The 17,956-nt window shown below is 68.6% G+C and carries 17 protein-coding genes and 1 riboswitch; of the genes, 8 read left to right on the plus strand and 9 right to left on the minus strand.

Annotated elements, in window-relative coordinates; all coding sequences use genetic code 11:
* Window positions 1-59 precede the first annotated feature (59 nt).
* Window positions 60-320, minus strand: a complete 261-nt coding sequence (locus tag J2T21_RS15405; RefSeq protein ID WP_071212703.1) for a DUF4235 domain-containing protein — start codon at window positions 318-320, stop codon at window positions 60-62.
* Window positions 321-389: 69 nt separating this feature from the next.
* Window positions 390-511: riboswitch (TPP riboswitch) on the plus strand.
* Between the two features lie 58 nt (window positions 512-569).
* On the opposite strand from J2T21_RS15405, the gene J2T21_RS15410 reads away from it, so the two are divergent.
* Entirely contained in the window at window positions 570-1,196 is a 627-nt protein-coding gene (locus tag J2T21_RS15410; protein WP_307582451.1) for an ECF transporter S component, read from the plus strand.
* A gap of 32 nt (window positions 1,197-1,228) precedes the next feature.
* Window positions 1,229-3,583, plus strand: a complete 2,355-nt coding sequence (locus J2T21_RS15415; protein ID WP_307582535.1) for an ATP-binding cassette domain-containing protein — start codon at window positions 1,229-1,231, stop codon at window positions 3,581-3,583.
* Window positions 3,584-3,609: 26 nt separating this feature from the next.
* Here J2T21_RS15415 and J2T21_RS15420 read toward each other — a convergent pair whose 3' ends face one another.
* The 4 genes from J2T21_RS15420 to J2T21_RS15435 all read right to left on the minus strand — a co-directional run bounded on the left by J2T21_RS15420 (window position 3,610) and on the right by J2T21_RS15435 (window position 6,360).
* Window positions 3,610-4,464, minus strand: a complete 855-nt coding sequence (locus tag J2T21_RS15420) for a M23 family metallopeptidase (protein WP_307582453.1) — start codon at window positions 4,462-4,464, stop codon at window positions 3,610-3,612.
* Window positions 4,461-4,880, minus strand: coding sequence for a hypothetical protein (locus J2T21_RS15425; protein WP_307582455.1), 420 nt, complete (start codon window positions 4,878-4,880; stop codon window positions 4,461-4,463). The genes J2T21_RS15420 and J2T21_RS15425 overlap by 4 nt, the downstream gene beginning before the upstream one ends.
* Window positions 4,881-4,965: 85 nt before the next feature.
* Window positions 4,966-5,427: an NUDIX domain-containing protein gene (locus J2T21_RS15430; RefSeq protein WP_307582456.1), complete on the minus strand. Its 462-nt coding sequence runs from the start codon at window positions 5,425-5,427 to the stop codon at window positions 4,966-4,968.
* A 57-nt stretch (window positions 5,428-5,484) separates the two neighbouring features.
* Window positions 5,485-6,360 (minus strand): aminodeoxychorismate lyase, encoded by an 876-nt coding sequence (locus J2T21_RS15435; protein ID WP_307582458.1) that lies wholly within the window; start codon window positions 6,358-6,360, stop codon window positions 5,485-5,487.
* Between the two features lie 100 nt (window positions 6,361-6,460).
* Here J2T21_RS15435 and cls point away from each other — a divergent pair, with 100 nt between their 5' ends.
* Entirely contained in the window at window positions 6,461-7,951 is a 1,491-nt protein-coding gene (cls, locus tag J2T21_RS15440) for a cardiolipin synthase (protein WP_307582459.1), read from the plus strand.
* 34 nt (window positions 7,952-7,985) lie between these two features.
* On the opposite strand, the gene J2T21_RS15445 is transcribed toward cls, so the two are convergent.
* On the minus strand, window positions 7,986-8,549 hold the full coding sequence (locus J2T21_RS15445; protein ID WP_307582461.1) for a TetR/AcrR family transcriptional regulator: 564 nt from the start codon (window positions 8,547-8,549) through the stop codon (window positions 7,986-7,988).
* 75 nt (window positions 8,550-8,624) lie between these two features.
* On the opposite strand from J2T21_RS15445, the gene J2T21_RS15450 reads away from it, so the two are divergent.
* Window positions 8,625-9,521, plus strand: coding sequence for an alpha/beta fold hydrolase (locus J2T21_RS15450; RefSeq protein WP_307582463.1), 897 nt, complete (start codon window positions 8,625-8,627; stop codon window positions 9,519-9,521).
* A gap of 15 nt (window positions 9,522-9,536) precedes the next feature.
* Here J2T21_RS15450 and J2T21_RS15455 read toward each other — a convergent pair whose 3' ends face one another.
* Window positions 9,537-10,733 (minus strand): FAD-dependent monooxygenase, encoded by a 1,197-nt coding sequence (locus J2T21_RS15455; protein ID WP_307582465.1) that lies wholly within the window; start codon window positions 10,731-10,733, stop codon window positions 9,537-9,539.
* 371 nt (window positions 10,734-11,104) lie between these two features.
* Here J2T21_RS15455 and J2T21_RS15460 point away from each other — a divergent pair, with 371 nt between their 5' ends.
* The 4 genes from J2T21_RS15460 (at window position 11,105) to J2T21_RS15475 (ending at window position 15,243) form a co-directional block, all read left to right on the plus strand.
* Window positions 11,105-12,388: an MFS transporter gene (locus J2T21_RS15460; RefSeq protein ID WP_307582467.1), complete on the plus strand. Its 1,284-nt coding sequence runs from the start codon at window positions 11,105-11,107 to the stop codon at window positions 12,386-12,388.
* 381 nt (window positions 12,389-12,769) lie between these two features.
* Window positions 12,770-13,888 carry a PheS-related mystery ligase SrmL gene (srmL, locus tag J2T21_RS15465; protein ID WP_307582469.1) on the plus strand — a complete coding sequence of 373 codons (1,119 nt, stop codon included), beginning with the start codon at window positions 12,770-12,772 and terminating at the stop codon, window positions 13,886-13,888.
* Window positions 13,889-14,107: 219 nt separating this feature from the next.
* Window positions 14,108-14,464 (plus strand): VOC family protein, encoded by a 357-nt coding sequence (locus tag J2T21_RS15470; RefSeq protein ID WP_307582471.1) that lies wholly within the window; start codon window positions 14,108-14,110, stop codon window positions 14,462-14,464.
* 536 nt (window positions 14,465-15,000) lie between these two features.
* Window positions 15,001-15,243 carry a hypothetical protein gene (locus J2T21_RS15475; protein ID WP_307582473.1) on the plus strand — a complete coding sequence of 81 codons (243 nt, stop codon included), beginning with the start codon at window positions 15,001-15,003 and terminating at the stop codon, window positions 15,241-15,243.
* A gap of 56 nt (window positions 15,244-15,299) precedes the next feature.
* Here J2T21_RS15475 and J2T21_RS15480 read toward each other — a convergent pair whose 3' ends face one another.
* Both J2T21_RS15480 and J2T21_RS15485 read right to left on the minus strand, forming a co-directional pair.
* Window positions 15,300-17,342: a chorismate-binding protein gene (locus J2T21_RS15480; protein ID WP_307582475.1), complete on the minus strand. Its 2,043-nt coding sequence runs from the start codon at window positions 17,340-17,342 to the stop codon at window positions 15,300-15,302.
* Window positions 17,332-17,841 (minus strand): low molecular weight protein-tyrosine-phosphatase, encoded by a 510-nt coding sequence (locus J2T21_RS15485; protein ID WP_307582477.1) that lies wholly within the window; start codon window positions 17,839-17,841, stop codon window positions 17,332-17,334. The genes J2T21_RS15480 and J2T21_RS15485 overlap by 11 nt, the downstream gene beginning before the upstream one ends.
* Between the last annotated feature and the right edge of the window lie 115 nt (window positions 17,842-17,956).

Here is a 17,956-nt window from a genome sequence, read left to right on the forward strand (position 1 = left end):
AAAGCAGGGCCCGGCCGAACGCATCCGGCCGGACCCCCCGTGTGCGGAAGTGCGGAAGCTCAGGCCTTCTTGGTGAACCTCGCGATGGCCCGCTGGGTGCCGCGGTCGGTGAGCACCTGGATCAACGCGGCGGTGACGGCCGACAGCACGGCGAACCCGATGGCCTGGCGCATCGAGGCCTCGGCCTGGGCCTCCTTGTTGCCGTGCTTGGGCGGCTGCTGGCCGGTGAAACCGATCCAGGCCTTGTCGACGATCTTCCCTCCCAGGAAACCCGCGGCGATGGAAATTGCTGGACCGATCAGTTTCATCAAGCTGTTCATGGGGACTCCCGAATATTGCGGCAAAGGTACTAGGCCCAGCCTAGCTGAGGTAGCATCATAGAACTGAAACAATCACGACAGGGGAGCGTCGTGCGGGGCAACCCGCACCCAGGCGCTGAGAGTGCGGATAGCCGCAGACCCTCGAACCTGCCCCGGCTAGTACCGGCGAAGGAAGTCGAGTTCTCAGGGGTGCGCGCGGAAGTGTGCGGGCATTCCCTCCCCTCCTTGAATCCAAGGAGGATCAACACCATGGGCATCACCCACCAGCCCGCCGGGCACAAAACGGCAACCACATCCTGGCGCGTCGTCGACATCGTTATCGCGGCAGTCATCGCCGTGTCCTCGGGCGTCATCTTCTGGGCCTGGAACAGCAGCCACCACCTGCTCGACGTGCTGTTCCTGGCCTTCCCGCCTTCGGCCGCACTGGTCTCGGGCATGTGGCTCTTCCCCGCGGTGCTCGGCGCACTAATCATCCGCAAGCCCGGCGCGGCACTGTTCTGCGAAGTGGTCGCCGCGATGGTCTCCGCGCTCATGGGCTCGGAATTCGGGCTGACGGTCCTGGCCTCGGGCCTGATCCAGGGCCTGGGCGCCGAAGTGGTCTTCGCCGCGTTCCGCTACCGCACCTTCAACCTGCCCGTGGCACTGCTGGCCGGCGCCGGAGCAGGACTCTTTGGAAGCGTCAACGACACCTTCATCTTCCGCTGGTTCCCCGAATACACCACCGGCATGCTCATGGCCTACATCGGGTTCATGACCATCTCGGGCATCGTCATTGCCGGGATGCTCTCCTTCCTGGGAACCCGCGCGCTGGCCAAGACCGGTGCACTGGGCGCGCTTGCCAGCCGCAAGGCAGCCACCGAACCCATCCTCGGCTGATGGGCACGGGCATCACCATGTCTTCAGCCTCGATGCTGCACCGCGAAAACGACACCGCGGCCACGGTGCAACACCGCTGCGACGCGGTGTCCGTCAGCGCCCGGAACTGGGGGTGGCGGCACGCCGACCGCAAGCAAGCGGCGCTGTCGGGCCTGGACCTGGAGATCCGGGCCGGGGAACGCGTGCTGTTGGCCGGGCCCTCGGGTGCCGGGAAATCCACGCTGCTCTACGCGCTGGCCGGGGTCCTGGACGAAGACGACGAAACCTATTCCTCCGGCGAGCTGCTGCTGGACGGGGCACCGGCGGCCCAGGGCCGCGGACTGGTCGGGCTCATGCAGCAGGATCCCGAGACCCAGGTCGTCCAGGCCCGGGTCGGGGACGATGTGGCCTTTGGCGCGGAGAACCTTTCGGTGCCGCCCGCGCAGATCCGGCGACGGATCATCGAGGCGCTCGACGCCGTAGGACTGGAGGTCCCGCTGGACCACCCGACCTCCGCGCTCTCGGGCGGGCAAAAGCAGCGCCTGGCCCTGGCCGGGATCCTGGCCATGGGGCCGGGGCTGGTGCTGCTGGACGAGCCCACGGCAAACCTGGACCCGGACGGGGTGCTGGAGGTCCGCGACGCGGTGCTGGCCGCACTGGATTCCACCGGCGCGACCCTGCTGATCGTCGAACACCGGCTCGAGGCCTGGGCGGCGCACATGGACCGGGTTATCGTGCTGGAACCCGGCGGCGGCATCGCCCACGACGGAACCCCCGGCGAGCTCTTTGCCCCCGGCCCGGTCCGCGAGAAATTGATTGCCGCCGGGGTGTGGGTGCCCGGGTACACCCCGGCATTCGACCCGCTGCCGGCCCCCGGGGAATCCGCTGCGTTGCTGCTGGAGGCCACGGACCTTGCCGTCACGCGCAAGCGCGGCGCCAGGCCGGCCGCCTCCGGCCTGGACCTGCGCCTGGGGGCGGGCGAGGCCTGGTGCGTGCGCGGGGCCAACGGCTCGGGCAAGTCGACCTTCGCGCTGACCCTCGGCGGACTGCTTCCGGTCGGATCCGGCACGGTGCTGGCCACCGGCGAATTGGCGGCCGGCACCGAGGCCCGGCCGTACCACTGGCGCGCCAGCGAATTGGTGGGACGGATCGGCTCGGTCTTCCAGGAGCCCGAGCACCAATTCGTCACCAACACCGTGGCCGAGGAACTGGCCTACGGTCCGCGGCACGCGGTCAAGCCGGGAACCCGGGAACCGCTGTTCACCGAGCGGGAGATCTCCTCGCGCGTCGAAGCGCTGCTGTCCCGGCTGCGGCTGGGACACCTGGCGGAGGCGAACCCCTTCACCCTCTCGGGCGGGGAAAAGCGCCGGCTCTCGGTCGCCACGGTGCTGGCCGCGGGCCCGCAGGTCCTCATCCTTGACGAGCCGACCTTCGGCCAGGACGCCAACACCTGGCGCGAACTGGCCCTGCTGCTGCGCGAGGAACTGGCCCGCGGAACCGCGATCATTGCGGTGACGCACGACGCCGACTTTGCCCGCGCCCTGGGCGCGCACGAATTCGTCCTGGCGTCCCCGGCCACCGCTGACGGCACCGCCCCCGCCGCTGCACGGCCCGGGTTGCTCGAGGCCGACGTGCGCGGGGGGACAAGCTTCCTGGGCCGGGCGAACCCGCTGGCAAAGCTGGCCGCCGTCGCGCTGGCCACCATCCCGCTGATCGCCTCCATGGACTGGGTCAGCAGCGGGATCGTGGTGGCCGCGACGATGCTGGCGCTGCCGCTGGCCAGCCTGTCGGTACCGCGCTTCCTGGCGCGCGGCTGGCCGCTGCTGCTCGCCGCGATCTTCGGTGCCTGGGGCACCGCGCTGGTGGGCAACGACTCCGGGGCGGTGCTGCTGGACCTGGGCCTCTTCGACATCACCGAGGGCTCGCTGGCCGCCGGTGCGGCCACCGGGATGCGCGCCTTCGCGGTGGCGATCCCGGCGGTGCTGGTGCTGTTCACCACCGACCCGACCGACCTGGCCAATGCGCTGGCGCAAAAGGCGCGGCTGCCGCACCGTTTTGTGCTCGGCGCGCTGGCGGGCATGCGGCTGCTGGGCCTGTTGATCGAGGAATGGACCACGCTGGGCATGGCCCGGCGGGCCCGGGGCGTGGGCAGCCGCGGCTCGGCCGCCGCCCGGTTGCGGGCGAACCTGGGGCAGGTCTTCGGGCTGCTGGTCCAGGCCATCCGGCGGGCCTCGCGGCTGGCGGTGACCATGGAAGCCAAGGGCTTCGGGACCGCCGAACGGACCTGGCTGAATGCCTCGAGCTATGGCCGGCGGGATGCGGGGATCGTTGCCGCCGGGCTGCTGCTGGGCACCGGCGCAACATGGGCCGCGCTGGCCCTGGGCACCTGGAACCTGGTCTGGTCGTAGGGCCCGGCGGGGGTGCCGTACGGCTTTTAGGATGCCGTGAGGTGCTCCCCGTTGCCCGGCAGGCCGTCGCGCGGGACCGGGTCGTGGCCGATGGACACGTTGGCGAAGGCCATCGGCAGCCCCTGCGCGGTCCAGGTGGAGGGCCCGTCCATCAATTGGGCGTGCACATGCGGTTCGGAGCTGTTGCCGGTGTTCCCGCACGCGGCCACCACCTGCCCGGCCTCCACCGTGTCCCCTCGGCGAACCAGCGCGGAGCCCTGCTTCAGGTGGGCGAGCAGGGCGTAGCGCCCCTGCGCAGTTTGGATGGTGATGTGGTTTCCGGTCACGAAGCGCGGACCTCCGAGTTCGCGCAACGCTCCCTCGGCCATCAGGTACGCCACTGCCCATTTGTTGGACCGTGCCCGGTGGTCGCGCTGGGAGTCGGAGGACCGCACCACGGTTCCGGCCACCATCGAGCGCACCGGCTGCCCGAAGGCCGGGTAGTCCGCGCTGCGGCGCATCGCCGGGCCGTCGCCGAAGGCCGGCCGCGGGGCATCGAGCGGTTCGTGGACCAGGTCGATGGCGTGCGCCTGGCCGTAGACGCGCACCCCGTGGCTGGGCACCTTGTCCACCGGGCTGTTCATGCCCAGCCAACGCCCGGCCACCGGAGCGGTGACCACGACGGGTTCCGGCGGCGGGCCCAGCAGCCGGGCCCCGAAAAACGCCAGCAGGTATCCGGCGACCATGCCCGCCAACCCGGCGGGCGGAAGACGGTCCGCGGCCCAGGCCAGCCGGCCCCCGGGCAACAGCAGGCCCAGCAGCGTGCCGCCAAAGATCGCGACGATGGAGATGGCAAAGAGGGGCACGCGCACCCGGTGCAGTGCCAGGATCGCGGTATTCATGATCCGGCCGCCACCAGGCAGGCCAGCAGTGGGACGGTGCGCGCGGCGGGGACCTCGTAGCTGCCCCCTGCGCCCTGCATCAGCCAGCCGGCGAACGGCGGCCGGCGCAGGTGGTGGTGCATCCGGCCCTTGGTGCCCGGGGATCCGGGGACGGCGAAGGCGGCTGCCCGGTCCGACCAGCCGGCCTCGAGCTTCGCCGCGTAGCCCGCAAGCTGTTGCCGTTCGGCGGGGGATCCGGAGGGCGGGACCATCGATCCGGCCAGCCTGGACGCGCCGTCCGATGCGGCAGAGCGGTTCGCCGGCGCTGCCGCCGGTGCGCCGGATCCCGGGGAGGAGCGATCGTTGGGGGCGGTGGGCCGTCCTGGCAGCTGCCCGCGCGGTTGTTGTGTTTCGTGCGTGTGGCCGGCGTAGTTCACCTCTCAACGGTAGGCAGGAACGTTTTTGCGATCAAGGGTTGTTCCCGGGCCGGAATCACTTGCCGCTTGGCCCCCATGCGGCCGGCTAGGCGCCGAAGCCCAGCGACGCGATGGCCGGCAGGGACCCGGCGGCAAGGTTCTGCAGCACGTAGCGTTCGTGCTCCGGCATGGGCTCGGGCAAGTCTTCAAGGTCGAACCATTCCATGGCGGCGCACTTTTCCGGCTCCATGATGCGGGCCTCACCCCGCCACACATCGGCGGCGAAGAAGAAATCCACGCGCTGTGCCCGCGGCGAGCCCCCGCCGTTGGTGCGGTGCAGGGTCGACAGCGGGACCAGGTCCGCCGGGTCCAGCAGCACCCCGGTTTCCTCGGCGGCCTCGCGCACCGCCGCGGCGAGCACCGATTCGCCCGCTTCCACGTGCCCGGCCGCGGCGCAGGCCCAATGCCCGTCCATGAACCCGGTGTGCTGCCGCAATTGCAGCAGCACCCGCGAGTCGCGGCGGAACACCACGTAGGCGGCCGGCACCAATTGGAACAGTTCTTGCACGATGGAACCTCGAATCCGTTGCTTCGCCCCGACGCCGGGGGATTGACGTGGAGCCGCTTATTGGATGGCGTCGACCATGGCGGTGAGTTCGGCATGCAGTTGCCCGTCGCGGGCGATCACGGTGCCGTCGATGGAGTTCACCGGGGTGAGCAGCCGGACGCTGGAGACCAGCCACACGCCCTCGGAATCCAGCAGGTTTTCCGGGGTCAGCGGCCCGTAGCCCAGCTCCCACCCGGCCTCGCGGGCGGCGGCAAAGATGGCTCCCTGGGTGGTTCCCGGCAGGATGCCGGTTTCCAGGGTCGGGGTGATCAGCCGCTTGGTGTCCCCGTCGCGGTGCGCGATCAGCACGGTGGAGGTGGGGCCCTCCAAGACGATCCCGTCGCTTGAGGTGAAGATGACGTCGTCGGCGCCCAGCTTGTTGGCGTGGCGCAGCGCCGCCATGTTCACCGCGTAGGACAGGGTCTTGGCGCCCATCAACAGCCAGGGTGCGCGCTCGGCCACCCTGGAGTCGTAGCCGCGGTCCAGGAAGATCACCGAGATCCCGCTCTGGCGCTGCACCCGTCCCAGCTCGGGGGCCGGGGAGACCATGACCCAGGAGGTGCCGTGGCCGTTGCCCTCGGTGCCGCGGGTGGCCACGAGCTTCACCACCGCTTCCTCGGCCGGGGTGGCGGCATCGAATGCCGCCACGGCGGTCTCGATCGCCGCACGCCAGGCCTCCTCGTGCGGAACGAGCAGGTCGCAGGTCGAGGCCGAGACGCGCAGCCGGGCCAGGTGGGCGTCGAGCTTGCGCACGATCCCGTCGGTGTACAGCGCGGATTCGAAGATCCCGTCGCCGCGGGTCACGCCCTGGTCCAGGACCGAGAGCTGGGCGGTGGCGGCATCGGCGACGCGGCCGGCGGGAAAGTCGGGATCGAGGAACACAAGAGCAGTCATGGTTACCAGATTACCGCCGGGCCGTGGTTCCCAAGTGTTCCCCGCACTGCCGGTAGTCTGGGACAAAGGCCGGGAACCACACTCTGGCAAGGAGGGATCCATGAACGAGGGCAACGACGCGCTGACGGTTGGTGCCGCTTTGTGGTCCGTGGCGGTGGGGATCGAGCTGACCATCCGCATCACGATGGTGGGCATCGTGCCCGGCAACCGCCGCCCCACCACCGCCATGGCCTGGCTGCTGGCGATTTTCTTCATCCCCGTGGTGGGCCTGCTGCTCTACCTGCTCTTTGCCAACATCAAGCTCTCGAGGCGCCGGATCCAGCGGCAGAGAAACGTCAACGAATCGATCCTTGAAGCCACCCAGCACATGATCGGCGGAAACCGCTCGCCCGAGGCCCCGGACTGGGTGCTCTCGGCGGTCGAGCTGAACCGGACCCTGGGGGCGCTGCCGCTGCAGGCCGGGAACGCGGTCGAATTCATCACCGGATACAAGGAATCCCTGGATGAGATGCGCCTGGAGATCGACAAGGCCCGACGCTACGTGCACGTGCAGTTCTACATCATCGGCGAGGACGATGAGTACGTCGGCCCGATCCTCGAGGCCCTGGAACGCGCGGTCGCCCGCGGGGTCAAGGTCAGGGTGCTTTTCGACCACCTGGGTTCGCTGCGCGTGAAGGGCTACTTCGGGTTGGTGCGGCGGATGAGTGCGGCCGGGATCAACTGGCGGCGGATGCTTCCGCTGGCACCCTTCCAGCGACGGTGGCGGCGCCCGGATCTGCGCAACCACCGCAAGATCGTGGTGGTGGACGGGCAGGTCGCCTTCACCGGTTCGCAGAACCTGATCGAGCCCGGATACAAGCGGTCCTCCGCGCACAAGATCGGCCGCGAATGGGTCGAGCTGATGGCCAAGGTCCGCGGTCCGCTGGTGACCAGCCTGGACGTGGTCTTTGCCACCGACTGGTCGCAGGAATCCGACGGGGACCTGCTCCACGACCTGGCCATGGTGGAGGAGCCGATGAACGCGGCACCCGACGCGGGCGAGGACATCGGGCAGGTGGTGCCCAGCGGGCCGGGCTTCGAGGCGGAGAACAACCTGCGGCTGTTCAACACGCTGATCTACTCGGCCACCGAGCGGCTTTCGATCACCAGCCCCTACTTCGTCCCGGACGATTCACTGCTCTATGCGATCACCACCGCCGCCCAGCGTGGGGTGGCGGTGGAACTGTTCGTCTGTGAGAAGGGCGACCAGGCCCTGGTGCAGCACGCCCAGCAGTCCTACTACGAGGCGCTGCTGCGCGCCGGGGTGCGGATCTACCGGTACAAGGCACCCACGGTGCTGCATTCAAAGTGCATGGCCGTGGACGACGAGGTGGTGGTCATGGGCTCCTCCAACATGGACATGCGCTCCTTCTCCCTGAACCTCGAGATCACCCTGATGCTGCTGGGCTCCGACCTGGTCAACGAGTTGATGAAGGTGCAGGACGTCTACCGGGCGAACTCCACCGAGCTGACCCTGGAGCAGTGGTCCAAGCGCACCCCGGTGAGCCGCTGGATCGACAACGTCGCCAGGCTCTCGGCCACCTTGCAATAGGCGGCGGCACGCGGGACGGCGAACCGGTAGGCCCTTAGCGCGGTGGCGCCGCGGGCCAAGGCACCGCCGCGCGCAGGACCAGCTCGAGCACCGGCTGCGGGTCCGGCCCATGTCCGCGGGCCAGGTGGTAGAGCAGCATCCCCTCGTAGGCGGACATTAAGGCCATGGCGGCGACCTCCGGCTCCGCGGCCCCGAGCCGGCCCAGCAGCGGAACGATCATCCGCTCGAACCCGGCCCGTCCGCGGGAGACGGCGTCGCGGACCTCCGGGTGCCCGATGCCCTCGACGAACAGGGCGAAGCGGGCCGCGGTCAGTCCTTGTCCTGCCGTGGTGGCGGCGCGGAATTGCGCACAGAGGACCTCCAGCAGGCCCGGGGCGCTGTCGGGTGGCAGGGCTGCTGCCACCTCGGCGGCCTCGCGGGCTCCGAGTTCCTTCACGGCCCCGACCAGCAGGGCCGAGCGGGTGCGGAAATGGTTGGAGGTCGAACCCCTGGGCAGCCCGGCCCGGGCATCGACGCGCGCGTGGGTCAGCGCCCGGATCCCGCCGGTGCCCAGCAGCTCGAGGGCGGCCTGCAGCGCGCGGGCCTTGGTTGGTGGCATGGGACCAGAATAGGTGCCCGAACCTTGTACTACAACCATAGTGACTGGATACTACAGACGTAGTATTTTCGCGCCATGGACATCAATTCGGGGTCCGCACCGGCCACTCCCGGGATCGGACACAGATTCATTGACCTGCCGGGCGTGCGCCTGCACGTTGCCGAGGCCGGAACGGGAACGCCGTTGCTCCTGCTGCACGGGGTTCCCCAGGACGCCACCGTCTTCACCGGCATGATCCCGGCGCTCGCCCAAAACCACCGGGTGATCGCCGTGGACCTGCGCGGCTGCGGGCAAAGCTCGGCTCCGGCCGGCGGGTATTCGCTCGATTCCCAGCTGGCGGACCTGCTGGGCCTGCTCGACGCACTGGACATCAAGCAAACCCGGATCATCGCCCACGACCTCGGCGCCCTCTACGCGTTCATGCTGAGCCTGGCTCACCCCGAGCGGGTGCGCTCGCTGGTGTCGCTGTCGATCCCTCATCCATTCCTGCGCTTCAACCTCAGGTTCCTGCCTGTGTTCAAGGACGCCTGGTTCGAGCCGCTGCTCGCGACCCCTGGCATGGCCACCTTGCTCATGGGCCGCGGCAGGCAGCCGATGGCCCGCCTGATGTTCAGGAACTATGTGCTGGACCCCGGCATCTGGGACCCGGTAGTGCTGGAGTACTATCTGGCGAAGCTGCGCGAACCCGGGCGGGCTGCGGCGATCGGCGCGATCTACCGCCAGTGCGTGTTCCCGACCTTCCTCAAGCTGATGCGCGGAGGCTACCTGGGCCAACGACTCACCACGCCCACGCTGCTGGCCGTGGGGGAACAGGACAACGCGGTCCCGGCCAACCTGCTTCAGGGATACGAGTCGCACGCCGATGCGATGGAACTGCTCCGCATCCCGGGGGCGGCGCACTTCCTCCTGGACGAGCAACCAGAGCGGGTCGTGTCCGCGGCGCTGGAGTTCTTCGCCCGGGAAGGCCACTGACCAGGCCGCGGCGGTTCACGGGGTCGGATGGCCCTTGCCCACCACGGAAGCGCCAAAGACGCGCCTGGCGATCACGGCGTTCACCGGGGCCAGGTTCATCAGGTGCAGCGACCACCGGCGCAGCAACAGCGCCCGGCGGTCGGCGGGCACAAAGAACCGGGCATTGCGCCGTCCGGCCTCCTGCTGTTGCTCCACCAGGGGACGCCAGCTCGACTCATAGCCGGCCAGGGCCGCGGGGATGTCATTGCCGGAGCCCAACGCATCGGCGAGCACCTTCGCCCCGGCAATGGCCAACGAGGCGCCCTGCCCGGCAAGCAGCGAGACAGCGAAGGCAGCGTCACCCAGCAGCACGCATCGCCCGGCGCTCCAGGCCGGGACCACCGCCTGGGCGACGACATCCTCGAAGATCTCCGCCGGACGTTGGTCCAGCGCCCGGTCGACATTGCTCCCCAGGCCGCGGAACTTCGTGAACAGCTCCTCCCGGGTGTCGGGGTCCGGGTCCGGGTCGTCGCACTCGATCACCCCAAAGAAGGTCACGCGCCCGTCGGAGAGGGCGTACAGCGTCGCCTGGCGGACCAGCGAATCGGTCAGCACCACGTCGCGCCCCAGGCTTGCGGCAAGCTCGGGATCGTAAAAGACGTACCCGAAGACATGCAATCCCAAATGCCGCAGCACGCCGGTGGCAGGCAGGGCGGGCATGGCGCCGCGCACGGTGGAGTGGATGCCGTCGGCGCCGATCAGCAGGTCGGCCTCGAAGTCGCGCCCGTCGGCCACCACGGCACGTGCGGGATCCCCCGGCCCCTCGGCGCCCGGGCACCGGCCCGGGTCCACGGACACGACCCTCGCACCCTGGACGATGCCCACCGAATCGCCGACCCATTCGCGCAATCCCATTTCGATGTCGGGGCGAAGGATGGAGAAGAACTTCCCGTGGGCGGCGTTCAGGAATGATTCCATGGCGAACTTCGCCCGGGTTCGCCCGGCCTGGTCAACGTAGCAGGCCCGTGAATACAGCTCTCCGCGGCGTTGCAGGTGCGCGATGGCGCCCAGGGACTCGGCCGCGGCAAAACCGGGACCGAAGAAATCGATCATGTAGCCGGCTGTGCGCGGTGCCGTTGCCTGCTCCAGCACCGTGGTCTCCCAGCCGTTTTTTGCCAGCGCCCCGGCGGCGGCCAGCCCGCCGATTCCCGCGCCGACGACCAATGCCCGCATGGTTCTTCACCCCGTTCGATCCGCCAGGGCAATCGCTACCCCTTTGCGGCCACGATACCGCCGTTCCACATCATCGGTGCCCTTCGTTTTCACCGGAAATGTACCCGTGGGAATTTGAAGGCTTTCGCCTGGGGTGTTCTTCTGACGCCAAGAGCCTGGAGGACACCGAAGCCCTCGCCGATGCTCCAGCCGGTTTCATCCCGTTGCCCGGGATGAAACGCGTTGGACACTTCGCACAGCTGTCGATGCGGTTGCCCGGCTTCGCGAATTCGGCATGGCTATCGCCCTTGAGTGTCGCCGGGCGGGCGACCACGGATGCTGGCATACTCGGTGACATACGACACGAAGCCCCGAATGGAGCCTGCCAAACCGTGAACAGCATCAAGGAAGCAGCGCTCGTCCTGCGCCACCGGCAGTTTCGAAGCTTTTGGACCGGACGGGTGGTTTCCTCCCTTGGATCGGCTGCCGCCCCAATCGCTGTCGCATTTGCCGCCCTGGAGGCGGGCGGCGGAGTCGAATGGCTGGGGCTCATCCTTGCCCTCAACATCGCCCCGCAGGTCCTCCTGTTGCTCGTCGGCGGCGTGCTGGGCGACAGGGTCCGGCGTGACCGTGTCATGGTCGTCGCCAACGCCGGCTCCGGGATCGTGCAGGTGGCCATGGCCATCCTGATCCTGACGGGTACGGCCGAACTGTGGATGCTGGCCGCTTCAGTCCTTCTCCTGGGCGTTGCCTCGGCCTTCTTCCAGCCGGCCTCCCAGGGCTCCATCGTCCAACTGGTTCCCGCGGGGCTTCGGGTGGCGGCGAACGCGGTGCTCCGCCTGCCACTGAACGTCGCCAAGGTGCTGGGCCCGGCGCTTGGCGGACTGGTGGTGGCCATGGTGGGGCCGGGCTGGGCGCTGGCTTTCAATGCCTCGACATTCCTTGTGTCGGTGTTCTTTCTCGCGTCCATCCGCCTGCCTCGACCGATCAAGGGCAAGGCTTCGGCGATCTCGGCCTTCCCGACCGGGTGGAAGGAATTTCGTGCCAGGCGTTGGTACGTCGTCATGGTGGCACAGTCCGCCGTCACGGTGCTCATGTGGCTTGTGGGATTCCAGCTCTTCGGACCCGTCATTTCCCACTCTTCCCTGGGCGGTGCCCTCGCCTGGGGACTGATCAGTGGGGGATTCGCCTTCGGGCTGGTCGGAGGCTCGCTGGTCGCCGTAGCGGTCCGGCCCCAACGGGTGGGCGTCACCGTTTCCCTCTGCCTGGCGGCCCAGGCCTTGCCGCTGGTTGCGCTGGGCTTCGTGGCACCGATCTGGGTGATCGTCGGTGCCGCCGTCCTGGCCGGCATTGCCCTGGATATCTCGATCGTGTCCTGGTCCGCGTTCTTCCAGGAACAAATACCGGAAGGGTTGCAGTCCCGCTTGTCCTCGATCAGCACTTTCGGCCAGCTGCTGCCCGTACCGATCGGATACATCCTGTTCGGTGCGCTGAGTCGGAACCATGGCACCCCGGGCTTCATGGGCCTGATGTCGGCGGTCCTCGTTGTAGCGGCGTTGCTCCCGCTCGCGCTTCCCTCCATTCGCCAGCTGAAGCTCGGACAAGTCATCGACGGGGACAGGGCCACGAATCCGGGCGGAGGTTCCAAGGTGGGCACGGTCGGCAGTCGCCTCTGACCGGCAGCCTTCATGGAACCGCCCCGCAGAACGACCGTAAGATGCCCGTGAGCCGTTCCGAATGAGGCCCGTCTGTCTCGACAGCACTTACTAAAGATTTTTCCTGCGGTTGCGCGAACAAAGCACAGTCCTACCGGGACAGCCAAGGAATGCGTCAGAACGTGGCGACTTCCCGTGCAGGCTTCTGATTTCAACGACGACCCACCCGACATCGGAGCAATAAATGCACCCTGCTATCCTTGGGAACATGCGTAGCGCACAGCGATTTACCTGCCCCCGACCGGTTACCGGTCGCGAGGGCTTCTTGGCGCGCGCCTAGGTCCTGGTGGCGGAGCGGATCGGGGGAATGCCCACCGATCCAACCCCTTCCAAGGACCCCTGATGACTACCTATCTATCCCCGGCCGAACTTCATGACGCGCTGGCATTGCGCGACCTCTCCGATCCCGACCACGGCCCCCACGCCATGCAAGAGCTGCTGGCGCACATGGAAAACGTCCTCACCCGGTCGTGGGGCGTGGCCGCCCGAACGGTGCGAAACAGCCCGCTGGTCTCGGTGGCCGACAACTACGACAAGCTCGGCTTCTCCCCGTCAGCGGTGACCCGCGATCGACGCTATTCCCGCTACGCGAGTCCCACTGTGATGCTTCGAAGCCACACCTCGGCCTCCGTCCCTGCCCTGCTCCGGAACCTGCCGCCAATGCAACACATGGATGAGTTGGTCGTGATGCCGGGGCTGGTCTATCGCCGGGACGCCATTGACCGCACCCACGTCGGTGCACCCCACCAGGTCGACCTCTGGCGGATCGCATCCACCCCCACGCTGGCGCCGCGCGACCTGGAATCCATGGTGGCCGAGCTCGTTGAAGCTGTCCTGCCCTGTGCCCCATGGCGCACGGTTCCGGCCGTGCATCCGTACACGAGACACGGGATGCAGGTGGATGTGCTGGTGGGGAACGACTGGCTGGAACTGGCCGAATGCGGCTTGATGGCGCCCGGGCTCTTCGCCGATGCGGGACTCGACCCGGAGCAGTGGTCGGGCCTGGCCCTGGGCATGGGCCTGGACCGCGCCCTGATGCTGCGCAAGGGAATCCCCGACATCCGCCTCCTGCGCGCCGGCAACGAACACATCGCATCCCAGATGCTCGACCTGGAACCGTGGAAACAAGTCTCCCTGCTTCCTCCCATGCGCAGGGACATCTCGATCGTCGTGCCCGAATCATTCGACGACGAGATCCTGGGCGACGCAGTCCGCCAGGCCCTGGGAACGCGCATGGACGACCTCGAATCCGTCGAGCTCCTGGACCTGGCACCCTTCACGGACCTGCCCGCCGCGGCACGGGACCGGCTGCGGATCGAGTCAGGACAGGCCAACGCCCTGATCCGCCTGGTGCTGCGGCCCATCGGGCGAACACTGACGGCGCCGGAAGCCAACCTCATTCGCGACGACATCTACCGGGCGCTGCACCAGGGCCCGGTCATGGAACTCATCGCCGGTTGACCCCGCGCGGGCGCGGGCGGCCGCAGCACCAAGCCGGCCGCGCCCCCCCCGGCAAGGTTCGGCCTGCCGGATGGCCGCGGGTGTTGCCGGAACGACCGCGACCCGAGAGATGGACGCCCGACCGCGACCCGAGAGATGGACGCCCGACCGCGACCCGAGAGATGGACGCCCGACCGCACAGGCTGCATGATGGAAGGACTTCGAGAACTGGAGAGGCGCATGAACGTCATCCGAATAACGATCGACCTCACCGTGGAAGACATCGAGGCGGCGAAGGCATTCTATTCCGACTACCTGGGGCTGGACGGGCAGGACATGGGACTGGACTGGGTCACCCGTTTCGTGGTGCCCAGATCCGGGGAACACCTCCAGCTGGTTTCGCGGGATGCGACGGCACCCGAGAACCCCAAACTCACCGTCAAGGTGGACGACGTCGACGGAGCCTACGCCGGGGCCGTCCGACGTGGCTACGAACTCGTCCATCCGCTGACGACGGAGCCGTGGGGCATCCGCCGGTTTTTCGTCCGGGCGCCCGACGGGACGGTGCTCAACATCGCCCAACACAGCGACACCTAGCCACCTCCCCGGGACGCAGGCCCGGGCATCCACAAGGCACACCGCTTCGCCGATCCCACGCCGAGACCGGATTCGGTGCATCGATCCACATGCTGTCGCCAGAAGGGGCAGGGGGCGCAGCACAGCTGGTGCACCAATTTCTGCCTGTCGGGGTTGCCGCCCGTCTGCCCCGGCAGCAACGAACGGCCACCACCGGTTGGCATGGCTATTCGAGGCAGGCAGTCCGGGCCCTAGGCCACTCGGTGGACTCCCCGGTCGCATCCAACGCGGGACATCCAAGCCAGCAGGATTCAAGAAGCGCTTCCCGGTGGCTCCGCCTAGAGTCAATGGCGTAACGCAGACGATCGAGAGGAACAAGCCATGAGCACGACCTTCAGCAAAGAGGAAAAGGCGGCGATGCGGGCTGCCGCCGCCGAGGCCAAGGCCTCAAAAGCCGCGGCCGACCTGGAAGCGGCATGCCTTGCAGCCATCGGGGAGATGACCGGCACGGACAAGGAACTGGCCCAGACCCTGCACGAGCTGGTCCAGGAGCACACGTGTCCCTGGGGGCGAAGACGTGGTACGGCATGCCGGCCTATACCAATGCGGAAGGCAAGGTGGTGGTCTTCTTCCAGAGCGCCGCCAAGTTCAAGGTGCGCTATGCCACGATCGGTTTCCAGCCGGATGCGAACCTCGACGACGGCAATTTCTGGCCAAGCTCCTACGCCGTGACCAAGCTGACCGCCGAGGACAAGAAGCAATTGGTTCAGTTGCTGAAGAAGGCCGTCAACCAGGCATAGTCCGCGGGGGATGCCGCCGGCCCGCCGCGGCACAACGCCGCGGGCCGGCGTGCCTGCTAGCTGCCCGGGAAGGTGGTGCCCAGGGCCGAGAGGACCCCGAAGGCCTTGGTGCGGACCTCGTCCCATTCCTCCTCGGGGGAGGAATCCGCGGTGATTGCCCCGCCCACGCCCAGGGACAGGTCCCAGCACCCGGCGTCGGCCTCCGGCGTCCGGCTCATCACCAGGGTGCGGATCACCACCGACAGGTCCGCGGACCCGGTGGCTGAGAAGTACCCGACGGCGCCGGAATACAGGCCGCGGGCAGCCCCGTCCTCCAGGGAATCGAGGATCGCCATGGTGGAGACCTTTGGCGCCCCGGTCATGGAGCCGGCGGGGAACGCCGCGGCGATGGCCTCGGCGCGCGGGGCTCCCGGGCGCAGCTTCGCATCGATGGTGGAGACCATCTGGTGCACCGTCGCATAGCTTTCAATGGCACAGAGCCGCGGCACCGACAGGGTGCCGGGCACCGCGAAGTGCGAGAGGTCGTTGCGCAGCAAATCCACGATCATGATGTTTTCGGCACGGTCCTTGGGGGAGGAGGCCAGATCCCGGTGAAGCCGTTGGTCGGCATCGGGCGTTTGGCCGCGCGGCCGGGTGCCCTTGATGGGCTCGGCCCGCATCCAGCCGTTGGCGCCGATGGACATGAACCGCTCCGGGGAGGTGCTGGCCGCTGCCATGTTCCCGAAGCGCAGGTAGTGGGCGAAGGGCGCGGGATTTGCCGCGCGCAGGCGCAGATAGTTTCCCCAGGGGTCGCACGGCACGCCCGGGGCGCCCAACGCGGTGGTCAGGCAGACCTCGTAGCTGTTGCCCTGGCGGATCTGCTCCTGGGCCGCACGGACCTTGTCCAGATAGCCGTCGCGCTCGTCGCGCACCGTGAACCCGGGTGCCGGCTCCAGGGCCGCGGGAACCGCCGGCGCCTCCACGGCTCCGGGCAGCACCTCCCTGACCCGGGCATGGAGTCCGGCCGGATCGCTGGTGGCCAGCAGGTGCACGGTGGAGGTGTGGTGGTCAACGACCACGACCTGGGAGGGCCTGAGCAGGGCCGCGTCGGCCGGCCCGTCGGGAACCCGTGCCGCGGAACGGTTGTCGCTGCCTCCGGTTTCCCGCTTGAGCTCGTAGCCCAGGTAACCCAGCCAGCCCGGAAGGAAGGGCAGGCCGTTCCGGTCCGGCTGGAAGCTTCCGGCTTCCCAGGCGCGGGAGAGCCAATCGAAGAAGCCGCCGGCGAGCCGTGCGGTGGCGGTGCCCTCGGTGAGGATCCCGACCCCGCCGCGTTGTTCGTAGATGGCGCACTCGTCGGTGGTGGCTGCGGCCATGATGGAATAGCGGTTGCGTTGGTGCGGGTCCGTGAAGCCGAGGTTGCTTGATTCGAGCAGCACGGCATGTTCGGCCCCGGAATACAGCGCGGCGAAGAGCGCGGCGGCATCCGGGGCGGCATCCAGCGCCAGGTGGACCGGTTCCAGCGCCGCGGACTCGGCGCGCTCGGGCGTGAGCACGCGGTGGCAGGCCGGCAACGACCGCAGTGCCCGCAGTACGTGCCCCGGGGCGCTGCCGTCGGCGCGGTTCTCCACGGTGACATCGGCGTGGTCCTCCACCGCGTCCGCGGCCAGGTAGGCATCCTCCTGGGCGGCCCAGTCGTCCCAATGGGCGGCAAAGACCTCCCCGTCGCGTTCCAGGGCGCGGGTCTTGCGGGTGTCGTCGGGGACCTGGACCCAGAGGAGGGCATCGAGCAGGGGGCGGGCGGCTGCGCAGCCGGCCCCGACGCCCTCGATGATGATGACCGGGGCGGGATCCAGCGCCGCCCGGGTTCCGGGGGTGCTCGAGCTCCAGTCCCAGGTGTCCCAGCCGGCGGACCGGCCCTGGGCCAGCGGGGTCAGGACCTGTTCGACGTAGGCTGCGGTGCCGGCGGCCAGGCCGTCCCATCCGGGGTAGATGTCCTCGAGGTGGAAGACGGAGACCTCGCGGTGGCGGCGCAGGACGGTGGCCAGCTCCGCGGCCAGGGTGCTCTTCCCGGCGCCGGAGCGGCCGTCGATGCCAAGGACCAGGACGGGGCTAGTTGCCACGTTGGGGCATGATGTGGGCGCGCACGTAGTCGAGCACTCCCGGGATGGCGGCGTTGACCATTTGCCAGCACAGGCGGAAATCCGCCGAGTCGCCGAACCACGGATCGTAGATGCCCTGGTCCTCGAGGGGGGTCGCGGACAAAGCGGTGTCGAAGGAACGCATCATGCGCAGCTCGGGTCGCGGGGCCGAGGCATCGGTGGGCAGCAACTTCGCCAGCGCCGCGTGGTGGTCCTGGTCCATGGCCAGCAGCAGGTCCACCCCGGGCAGCGAATCGGGGTCGAGGGCGCGGGCGACGTGTTCCTCGGCATCGATGCCGTGGGATTGCAGGACGGCCGCGGCCCTCGGGTCGATGCCCTGGCCTGCCTCGCCGTCGCTGGTGCCGGCGGACTCCACCGAGACGTCCGTGATACCGGCATCGTCAAGTGCCGTGCGAAGCATGTACTCGGCCATGGGGGAGCGGCAGATGTTGCCCGTGCACACTGTCATTATCCGAAACATGGTTTTAGTCTAGGGCCCTTACGCACCTAGTGACAGGCCTAAACACGCTTCCATCCGATGGTTATCGGATTGTGCCCTTCCCCCTCGCCTGCCAACCGTGGTGCCATGTAAGGCG

Source organism: Paeniglutamicibacter psychrophenolicus, from assembly GCF_030812255.1.
Taxonomy (GTDB): Bacteria; Actinomycetota; Actinomycetes; order Actinomycetales; family Micrococcaceae; genus Paeniglutamicibacter; species Paeniglutamicibacter psychrophenolicus_A.

Coding starts and splice junctions, on each gene's coding strand:
- J2T21_RS15405 (WP_071212703.1), bottom strand. CDS start 320: ATGAACAGCTTGATGAAACTGATCGGTCCAGCAATTTCCATCGCCGCG.
- J2T21_RS15410 (WP_307582451.1), top strand. CDS start 570: ATGGGCATCACCCACCAGCCCGCCGGGCACAAAACGGCAACCACATCC.
- J2T21_RS15415 (WP_307582535.1), top strand. CDS start 1,229: ATGCTGCACCGCGAAAACGACACCGCGGCCACGGTGCAACACCGCTGC.
- J2T21_RS15420 (WP_307582453.1), bottom strand. CDS start 4,464: ATGAATACCGCGATCCTGGCACTGCACCGGGTGCGCGTGCCCCTCTTT.
- J2T21_RS15435 (WP_307582458.1), bottom strand. CDS start 6,360: ATGACTGCTCTTGTGTTCCTCGATCCCGACTTTCCCGCCGGCCGCGTC.
- cls (WP_307582459.1), top strand. CDS start 6,461: ATGAACGAGGGCAACGACGCGCTGACGGTTGGTGCCGCTTTGTGGTCC.
- J2T21_RS15445 (WP_307582461.1), bottom strand. CDS start 8,549: ATGCCACCAACCAAGGCCCGCGCGCTGCAGGCCGCCCTCGAGCTGCTG.
- J2T21_RS15450 (WP_307582463.1), top strand. CDS start 8,625: ATGGACATCAATTCGGGGTCCGCACCGGCCACTCCCGGGATCGGACAC.
- J2T21_RS15455 (WP_307582465.1), bottom strand. CDS start 10,733: ATGCGGGCATTGGTCGTCGGCGCGGGAATCGGCGGGCTGGCCGCCGCC.
- srmL (WP_307582469.1), top strand. CDS start 12,770: ATGACTACCTATCTATCCCCGGCCGAACTTCATGACGCGCTGGCATTG.
- J2T21_RS15470 (WP_307582471.1), top strand. CDS start 14,108: ATGAACGTCATCCGAATAACGATCGACCTCACCGTGGAAGACATCGAG.
- J2T21_RS15485 (WP_307582477.1), bottom strand. CDS start 17,841: ATGTTTCGGATAATGACAGTGTGCACGGGCAACATCTGCCGCTCCCCC.